Annotated in this window: 7 protein-coding genes and 1 tRNA gene; all 8 read left to right on the top strand. The window is 70.9% G+C overall.

Annotation, left to right across the window (positions count from 1 at the left end; translation table 11 throughout):
• Positions 1-33 precede the first annotated feature (33 nt).
• The 8 genes from FE256_RS16810 to FE256_RS16775 all read left to right on the top strand — a co-directional run bounded on the left by FE256_RS16810 (position 34) and on the right by FE256_RS16775 (position 8,044).
• On the top strand, positions 34-231 hold the full coding sequence (locus tag FE256_RS16810) for a DUF4244 domain-containing protein (protein WP_138177956.1): 198 nt from the start codon (positions 34-36) through the stop codon (positions 229-231).
• A complete protein-coding gene (locus FE256_RS16805; RefSeq protein WP_171024394.1) occupies positions 228-560 on the top strand; it encodes a TadE family type IV pilus minor pilin in 333 nt (110 codons plus the stop codon). Before FE256_RS16810 ends, FE256_RS16805 begins: the two co-directional genes overlap by 4 nt.
• The gene (topA, locus tag FE256_RS16800; RefSeq protein WP_138177950.1) at positions 560-3,658 is read left to right on the top strand and encodes a type I DNA topoisomerase; all 3,099 of its coding nucleotides are present in this window, start codon (positions 560-562) and stop codon (positions 3,656-3,658) included. The genes FE256_RS16805 and topA overlap by 1 nt, the downstream gene beginning before the upstream one ends.
• Positions 3,655-4,329, top strand: a complete 675-nt coding sequence (gene tmk, locus FE256_RS16795) for a dTMP kinase (RefSeq protein WP_138177948.1) — start codon at positions 3,655-3,657, stop codon at positions 4,327-4,329. The genes topA and tmk overlap by 4 nt, the downstream gene beginning before the upstream one ends.
• Before the next feature lie 68 nt (positions 4,330-4,397).
• Complete coding sequence (locus FE256_RS16790; RefSeq protein WP_138177946.1) at positions 4,398-5,573, top strand: DNA polymerase III subunit delta'; 1,176 nt, start codon at positions 4,398-4,400, stop codon at positions 5,571-5,573.
• The gene (locus FE256_RS16785) at positions 5,570-7,114 is read left to right on the top strand and encodes an alpha/beta hydrolase (protein WP_252371070.1); all 1,545 of its coding nucleotides are present in this window, start codon (positions 5,570-5,572) and stop codon (positions 7,112-7,114) included. Before FE256_RS16790 ends, FE256_RS16785 begins: the two co-directional genes overlap by 4 nt.
• Positions 7,115-7,229: 115 nt before the next feature.
• Complete coding sequence (gene deoC / locus FE256_RS16780) at positions 7,230-7,895, top strand: deoxyribose-phosphate aldolase (protein ID WP_230009945.1); 666 nt, start codon at positions 7,230-7,232, stop codon at positions 7,893-7,895.
• A 73-nt stretch (positions 7,896-7,968) separates the two neighbouring features.
• Positions 7,969-8,044, top strand: a tRNA-Thr gene (locus FE256_RS16775).
• Positions 8,045-8,138 lie beyond the last annotated feature (94 nt).

The raw sequence follows: 8,138 nt of genomic DNA, 5'->3' as shown, positions 1-8,138 counted from the left end.
CTCCCGCTCCGATCCAGCCGACCCCCTCTCCCCATCCCCGCGCTGCCGGCGCTGACTTCGCGTCGCGCGACGGCCCTGTTTCTCGACGATCGCGGCGCCGCCACCGCCGAGTACGCCATCGCGACGATGGCGGCTGTCGCCTTCGCCGGGCTCCTGGTGGTCATCATGCGCAGCGACGAGGTGCGCGGCATCCTGACCGACCTCGTCCGCCGCGCCCTCACGGTGCAGTGAAACGGGCCCTTCTCGACGACCGGGGAGCGGTCACGGCGGAGTTCGCCGTGGCCCTCCCGGCGATCGTCCTCGTGCTGGCCCTCGGTTGCGGGGCGCTCGCCGCGGGGGCGACGGCGGTGCGCTTGCAGCACGCCGCCGCCGAGTCGGCGCGCCTGTTCGGACGCGGCGATGACGACCGCGCCCGTGCGGTGGTCGAGGGTCTCGGCGCAGCGGTCGCCGTCGAACGAAGAGACCGCCTCGTGTGTGTCGTGGCCTCGGCCGCGGCTCCGGTCCCTCTCCCGCTCGCCCCGCTCACCGCACGCTCGTGCTCCCTCGATGGGGGCGGGTGATGCCGGGAACCGTGTCGGCGGTCGGGGTGGTCTCGGCCGTGGCGATCGTCGCCCTGGGGTTGGCCGCCGTCGCCGGGGCCGCAGCCCAGTCCCAGCGCTTGGCGGGGATCGCGGATGCCGCCGCCCTCGCCGCCGCCGACACCGTCAGCGGAGCCGTGCCCGGGGTGCCGTGCGAAGCGGCCGCGACGGTGGCGACCGCGGGCGGTGTCGAGCTGAACGAATGCGATGTGCGCGGCCTGGTCGCCACGGTGAGCGTCGGCACCGCGTACGGTGGAATTCCGTTCGCTGCACGCTCGCGGGCCGGACCACCCGATGTCTCGACCGCGTACGACCTCCCGGATCCCGACCAGGAAGGCGTGTGTATGGTGTGCAACGAAGAAAGGACCCCAGTGGCTAACGGCAAGAAGCTCGTCATCGTCGAGTCCCCGACGAAGATGAAGTCGATCCAGGGATACCTCGGCGACGGTTACGAAGTGCTCAGCTCGGTCGGGCACATCCGCGACCTCGCCTCCAAGAAGGAGATCCCCGCCGACAAGAAGGCGGCATACGGCAAGTACTCCATCGACGTCGAGAACGACTTCGACCCGTACTACGTCGTCAACGACCGCAAGACCAAGACGGTCGCTGAGCTCAAGCGAGCCCTGAAGTCCGCCGACGAAGTCCTACTCGCCACTGATGGTGACCGCGAAGGCGAAGCCATCGCGTGGCACCTGCGCGAAGTCCTCAAGCCCAAGGTGCCCGTGCGCCGCATGGTATTCCACGAGATCACCAAGGACGCCATCCAGGATGCCGTCAACCACACGCGCGACCTCGACGAGTCCCTCGTCGATGCCCAGGAGACCCGCCGCGTCCTCGACCGCCTCTACGGGTGGGACGTATCGCCCGTGCTCTGGCGAAAGGTCGGCTCCGGCCGCGAGGGCACCGCGCTCAGCGCCGGCCGCGTGCAGTCCGCCGCCACCCGTATGGTCGTCGAGCGCGAGCGCGAGCGCATGGCGTTCGTCTCGGCCTCGTACTGGGACGTCGAGGCCCGGGCATCCAAGTCCGGCTCCTCGTTCACCACGCGGCTCAACCGCCTCGACGGCGCCCCGCTCGCCCGCGGTGGCGACTACGACGACAACGGAAAGCTCAAGAAGGCCGTCGTCGTGCTCGACGAGGCCGAGGCTCGCGCGCTCGCCGCCGACATCGTCGCTGCGGCCAAGGCCACCGTCGCCAAGGTCGAGTCCAAGCCCGGCACCCGCAGCCCCCGCGCACCCTTCACCACCTCCACGCTCCAGCAGGAGGCCGGACGCAAGCTCTCGATGAGCGCCAAGCACGCCATGGGCGTCGCGCAGCGTCTCTACGAGAAGGGCTTCATCACCTATATGCGTACCGACTCCACCGCGCTCTCGACGCAGGCCGTCAAGGCCGCGCGCGAGCAGGCGGTGGCGCTCTACGGCGACAAGGCCGTGCCCGCCAACCCCCGCGTCTACAAGAGCAAATCCAAGAACGCGCAAGAGGCGCACGAGGCCATCCGCCCCTCGGGTGAGCACTTCCGCACGCCCGCGTCGCTCGCCTCGTCGCTCGACCGCGACGAGCAGAAGCTCTACGACCTCATCTGGAAGCGCACCGTCGCCAGCCAGATGTCGGATGCCAAGTACGAGACGACGACCGTTACCCTCGCCGTCCAGGCGGGCGAGAAGCAGGCCGAGTTCACCGCGTCGGGCACCGTCTACACCTTCAAGGGCTTCCTCGAGGCGTACGAAGAGGGCAACGACGAGAAGCGTAACGACGACGACGCCGACCAGTCGCTCCCGGCCGTCGCCGTCGGCGACGAACTCGCCATCAGCGACGTCGAGCCCAAGGGCCACAGCACCTCGCCGAAGCCCCGCTACACCGAGGCGAGCCTGGTCAAGGCGCTCGAAGAGAAGGGCATCGGCCGCCCGTCGACCTTCGCCAGCATCATCGGCGTGATCCTCGACCGCGGCTACGTCACCAAGCGCGGTCAGGCCCTCGTGCCCAGCTGGCTCGCCTTCAGCGTCGTGCGTCTGCTCGAACAGCACTTCGCCGACCTCGTGGACTACGACTTCACCGCGGCTCTCGAAGACGACCTCGACGCCATCGCCCGCGGCGAGCAGCGCCGCACCGAGTGGCTCAAGGCCTTCTACTTCGGTTCCGACAAGCAGGTGGGTCTCCGCCACATCGTCGAGAACCTCGGCGAGATCGACGCGCGCGAGCTCAACTCGACTCGCATCACCGACACCGCCACGCTGCGCTTCGGAAAGTACGGCCCGTACCTCGAAGTCGCCGAGCCCGGCGCCGCTGAAGACGCCAAGCCGCGCATCGTCAACATCCCCGAAGACCTCGCCCCCGATGAGCTCACGCCCGAGAAGGCGCAAGAGCTGATCGAGGCGCCCGTCGCGGGTGACCGCGTGCTGGGGGAGAACCCCGAGAACGGCAAGCTCGTCGTCGTCAAGGATGGCCGCTTCGGCCCGTACGTGCAAGAGGTCGACGCCGAAGAGCCCGAAGACGTCGACCAGGCCACCGGCGAGGTCGTCGAGGCGCCCAAGAAGCGCGGCGCCAAGAAAGAGGCCGCGCCCAAGCCGCGCACCGCGTCGCTCTTCCACTCGATGTCGGTCGACACGATCGACCTCGACACCGCCCTACAACTGCTCTCGCTGCCGCGCGTCGTCGGGACAGACCCCGAGTCCGGTGCCGAGATCACCGCGCAGAACGGCCGCTTCGGTCCGTACCTGAAGAAGGGCACCGACTCGCGGTCGCTCGACGCCGAGCAGCAGATCTTCGACATCACGCTCGAAGAGGCCCTCGCCAAGTACGCCGAGCCGAAGTACGGTGCCCGTCGCGCCTCGAGCGCGCTGAAGGAGTTCGACGCCGACCCCGTCAGCGGCAAGCCCCTCAAGCTCAAGGACGGCCGCTTTGGTCCGTACGTCACCGACGGCGAGACCAACGCCGCTGTCCCGCGCGGCGAGGACGCGATGGCGATCACGTTCGAGCGGGCCGTCGAGCTCATCGCCGACAAGCGTGCGAAGGGTCCGGCACCCAAGCGCACCGCGGCGAAGAAGACGACGACGACGCGCAAGGCCCCGGCGAAGAAGTCGTGACGACTGAACCCTCCCGCCCGCCGCACGCCCCGCGGGCGGCGGCGGCCGGGGGACCGGGTCTGTTCCTGACGTTCGAAGGCGGCGACGGCGCGGGGAAGACGACCCAGGCCGTGCTCCTCGAGCAGTGGCTCCGCGACCAGGGGCGCGGCATCGTCCGCACGCGCGAACCCGGCGGAACCGACGTCGGAGTCCGCATCCGCGACATCGTGCTCCACCACCGCGGACACATCGCCCCGCGCGCCGAAGCCCTGCTCTACGCCGCCGACCGCGCCCACCACGTCGAAACCGTCGTGCAGCCCGCGATCGCCCGCGGCGACGTCGTCATCCAGGACCGCTACCTCGACTCGTCGGTGGCGTACCAGGGGGCCGGACGCGTCCTCGACGCCGACGACATCCGCGAACTGTCGCTGTGGGCCACGGGCGGACTGCTTCCCGACCTCACCGTGCTGCTCGACCTGGATCCCGCCGCCGCGCGCACCCGCCTGGACGCCGCCGACAAGCCGTTCGACCGTCTCGAAGCCGAGAAGGCCGAGTTCCACGAGCGCGTCCGCGCCGCGTTCCTCGCCCTCGCCGCGGCCGAACCCGAGCGTTTCCTCGTCCTGGATGCCACCGAGCCCGCGCCCGTCCTCGCCGAACGGGTGCGCGCGGCTGTGGCATCCCGTCTCTCCTGACAGCTCGCTCCTGGACGCCCAGCCGATCGACAGCGGCGGTGTCGGTGGCCCCGATTAGGGTGGAACCCATGCCGGCCGCCGTGGACTCGCCCTCTCGCACCGACGCCGCGCCCTTCCCGTGGGACGCCGTGTGGGGGCAGGCCGCCGCCGTCGAGACCCTCCGTGCCGCGGCGTCCGACCCGGCCGCCCTCGCGCACGCGTGGCTCATCACCGGTCCTCCCGGATCGGGGCGCTCGACGCTCGCGTACGCCTTCGCGGCAGCTCTCATCGCCGATCCCGGCGACGAGGCTGCGCAACGCCAGGTGCTGGCCCGCACCCACCCCGATCTCACCGCCCTGCGCACCGAGCAGGTCGTGATCCGCATCGACGAAGCGCGCCGGCTCGTCGAGCGCGCCTCCTTCGCGCCGTCGCTCGGCCGCCACCGCGTGATCGTCGTCGAAGATGCCGACCGCATGGCCGAGCGCACGTCCAACGTGCTGCTCAAGGCCCTCGAAGAGCCGCCCGAGCAGACGGTGTGGGTGCTGTGCGCCCCCAGCGACGCCGATCTGCTGCCCACGATCCGCTCGCGCGTGCGGGTCCTGCGTCTCCGCGAGCCCTCGGTCACCGACGTGGCCTCGCTCATCGTCGACCGCACCGGCGTCGCCGCCGACATCGCCGAAGAGTCCGCGCGCCACGCGCAGCGGCACATCGGCATGGCCCAGCGCCTGGCCACCGACGACGACGCCCGCGCCCGCCGCGCCGAGACGCTCTCCGCCGTCCTGGCGGTGCGCGGCATCAGCGACGCGGTCGACGTCGCCGGTCACATCGTGCGCCTCGCCACCGACGACGCCAAAGCCCTCACCGCCACCCGCGACGAAGAGGAGCGCCGCTCGCTGCTGCGCACCCTCGGCATCGCCGAAGGCGCGGCCGTGCCCCCCAGCGTGCGCGGTCAGCTGAACGCGCTCGAGGACGACCAGAAGCGCCGCGCCACCCGCAGCCTCCGCGACGGCATCGACCGCGTCCTCACCGACCTGCAGTCACTGTTCCGCGACGTCGTCATGCTGCAGTACGAACGCGAGGGCGACCTCGTCAACGCCGAGAGGATCGACGACCTGCGCTCGCTCGCCGCCGAATGGACTCCGGCCCGCACCCTCGGGGTGCTCGACCGGATCACCGACACCCGCCGCAACCTCGAACAGAACGCCGCCCCGGTGCTGGCGCTCGAGAGTCTGCTCATCACCGTGGCGAACGGATCGGCGCCGTGAGCCTGCGTCGACGGCTCCTCACCGCGGTGGCCGGTGCGGCGGCGCTCGCCGTCGCCCTGTCCGGATGCCTCTACGCCCAGATCCCGCCCATGGCTCCCGGCGGTGGGGCCTCGCTCGCCCCCCAGACCGACGGCGTCCCCGCCGAGCTGCTGGCCTACTACGGGCAGACCCTCGACTGGGAGGAGTGCGGCACCGGGCTCGACTGCACCACCGTCACCGTTCCCCGCGACTACGCCGACCCGGGGGCGGGCGAACTCGCCCTCGCCGTCGTGCGGCACCGCGCGACCTCGGGCGAACCGATCGGGTCGCTGCTCACCAACCCGGGCGGTCCCGGCGCCGCGGGCGTCTCACTCATGAAGCAGGCGTTGTCGGTCCTCGTCGACGACAGACTCGCCCAGGCCTACGACGTCATCGGCTTCGACCCGCGCGGAGTCGGCGAGTCCACCGCCGTGACGTGTTACGACCCCCCGCAGCTCGACGCCTACCTGTACGACATCCCGCCGGGCGCCCGCGGGAGCGACGAACGACAGGCCGCGCTCGACAAGCGCGCCGCCGATTTCGCCCAGGCATGCCAGCAGCGCAGCGACGGCATCCTGCCCTTCATCACCACCGACAACGCCGCTCGCGACATGGACGTACTCAGGGCGGTGCTCGGTGACCCCAAGCTGAACTACCTCGGGTACTCCTACGGCACGTTCCTCGGGGCGACCTACGCGGGGCTGTTCCCCGAACGCGTCGGCCGCATGGTGCTCGACGGCGGGATCGACCCCAGCGTCTCGGGTACCGACACCTCGCTGCGGCAGGCGGTCGGGTTCGAACAGTCGCTCCGCGCGTTCATGGCCGACTGCCTCCGCACCGACGAATGTGCTTTCGCCGGCAGCGTCGACGACGCGATGTCCGACCTTGCGGCCATGCTGGCTCGCGTCGACGCGCGTCCCCTCACCGCCACCGACGGGCGGCGGCTCGGCGGCGACTCGCTCATGACGGCGATCACCGCCGCGCTGTACAGCGAAGACAGTTGGCCTTACTTGCGCTCGGCGCTCTCGGGTGTGCGTGACGGCAGCGCCGATGTCGCCTTCCAGCTCGCCGACTTCTACAACGGGCGCACGGGCGATCGTTACGACGGCAACACCATGGAGGCGTTCGTCGCCTACAACTGCATGGACTACCCCGACGCGGGGACGGATGCCGACGTCGCGGCGTTGCAGCAGAAACTCGACGCCGAAGCCCCCGTGGTCGCCCCCTACTGGGCCGGGGGAGGAGATCCCTGCGCCGCCTGGCCAGCTCCGCCCACCGGCACGCGCGAGCCGATCACCGCGCCCGGCTCCGCGCCGATCGTGGTGGTCGGAACGACCGGCGACCCCGCGACCCCGTACGACGGAGCGCAGAGCCTCGCGTCCCAGCTCGCACAGGGCGTCCTCGTCACCAACGTCGGCGAGGGACACCTCGGGTACAACAAGGGCAACGCGTGCGTCACGGATGCCGTGGACGCCTACCTCGTCGACGGCGTCGTCCCCGAGAACGGATTGCGCTGCGGCTGACCCTCTCCGCGCCGCGCCGCGGTCGCCGCATCCGCTCGCGTCGCCCGACGACCCCCGAGCACTGCGGCGTCCCCGGAACGTAGGCTTGTCGTCGTCCCCGCCCGAAGGAGCACCCATGACCACCGCCGATCTGGCCCCCTACATCGACCACACGCTGCTCAAGCCCGAGGCCACTCGCGCCGACGTCGAGCGCACCATCGCCGACGCCGCCGAGCTGGGCACTTACAGCGTGTGCCTGTCGCCCTCGTTCCTCCCGGTCGAGGTGCCCGCGGGGCTCAAGATCGCCGTCGTGTGCGGATTCCCCAGCGGCAAGCATCACGCCGAGGTCAAGGCCGCCGAAGCAGCCCTGTCGGTCGCGCAGGGTGCCCACGAGATCGACATGGTCATCGACATCGGTGCCGCTGTCGAGGGCCGTTACGAAGTCGTCGAGGCCGAGATCCGCGCGGTGCGCACCGCGGTCCCTGCTCCGACCGTGCTCAAGGTCATCATCGAGTCGGCAGCACTCTCCGACGACGCGATCGTCGCCGTGTGCGAGGCCGCCGTCGCCGCCGGTGCCGACTTCGTCAAGACCTCCACCGGTTTCCACCCCGCCGGCGGGGCGAGCGTCCATGCCGTCGCGCTGATGAAGCGCACCGTCGGCGACCGCGCCGAGGTCAAGGCATCCGGCGGCATCCGCACCCGTGCCGCGGCCGAAGAGATGATCGCCGCGGGCGCGACCCGCCTGGGCCTGTCGTCCAGCCGCGACATCCTCGCTGACCGCTCCGCCACCGGGGACTACTGAGCGCCGGCCCCGATTCGTCAGGCGACCCGCCGAGCATGTAAGATCGTTGATCGTGCACGCGTCAGCGGAGCGCGCCGCCTTAGCTCAGACGGCAGAGCGATTCACTCGTAATGAATAGGTCAAGGGTTCGATTCCCTTAGGCGGCTCCAGCACAACGAAAGGCCCGGGTCATCCCGGGCCTTTCGCGTTTCCCGCGGCATCGCACCCGCGCGGCACCGCGCCGTCGCGGCGCCACACCTGTCT

It is taken from the genome of Microbacterium sp. 5K110, assembly GCF_005774735.1.
Classification (GTDB): Bacteria; Actinomycetota; Actinomycetes; order Actinomycetales; family Microbacteriaceae; genus Microbacterium.
The sequence above is the reverse complement of the archived record's forward strand: the minus strand, read 5'-3'. Positions and strand labels throughout refer to the sequence as shown.

Excerpts from the sequence above, each read along its gene's own strand:
- deoC (WP_230009945.1), top strand. The coding sequence starts at position 7,230 with ATGACCACCGCCGATCTGGCCCCCTACATCGACCACACGCTGCTCAAG.
- topA (WP_138177950.1), top strand. The coding sequence starts at position 560 with ATGCCGGGAACCGTGTCGGCGGTCGGGGTGGTCTCGGCCGTGGCGATC.
- FE256_RS16790 (WP_138177946.1), top strand. The coding sequence starts at position 4,398 with ATGCCGGCCGCCGTGGACTCGCCCTCTCGCACCGACGCCGCGCCCTTC.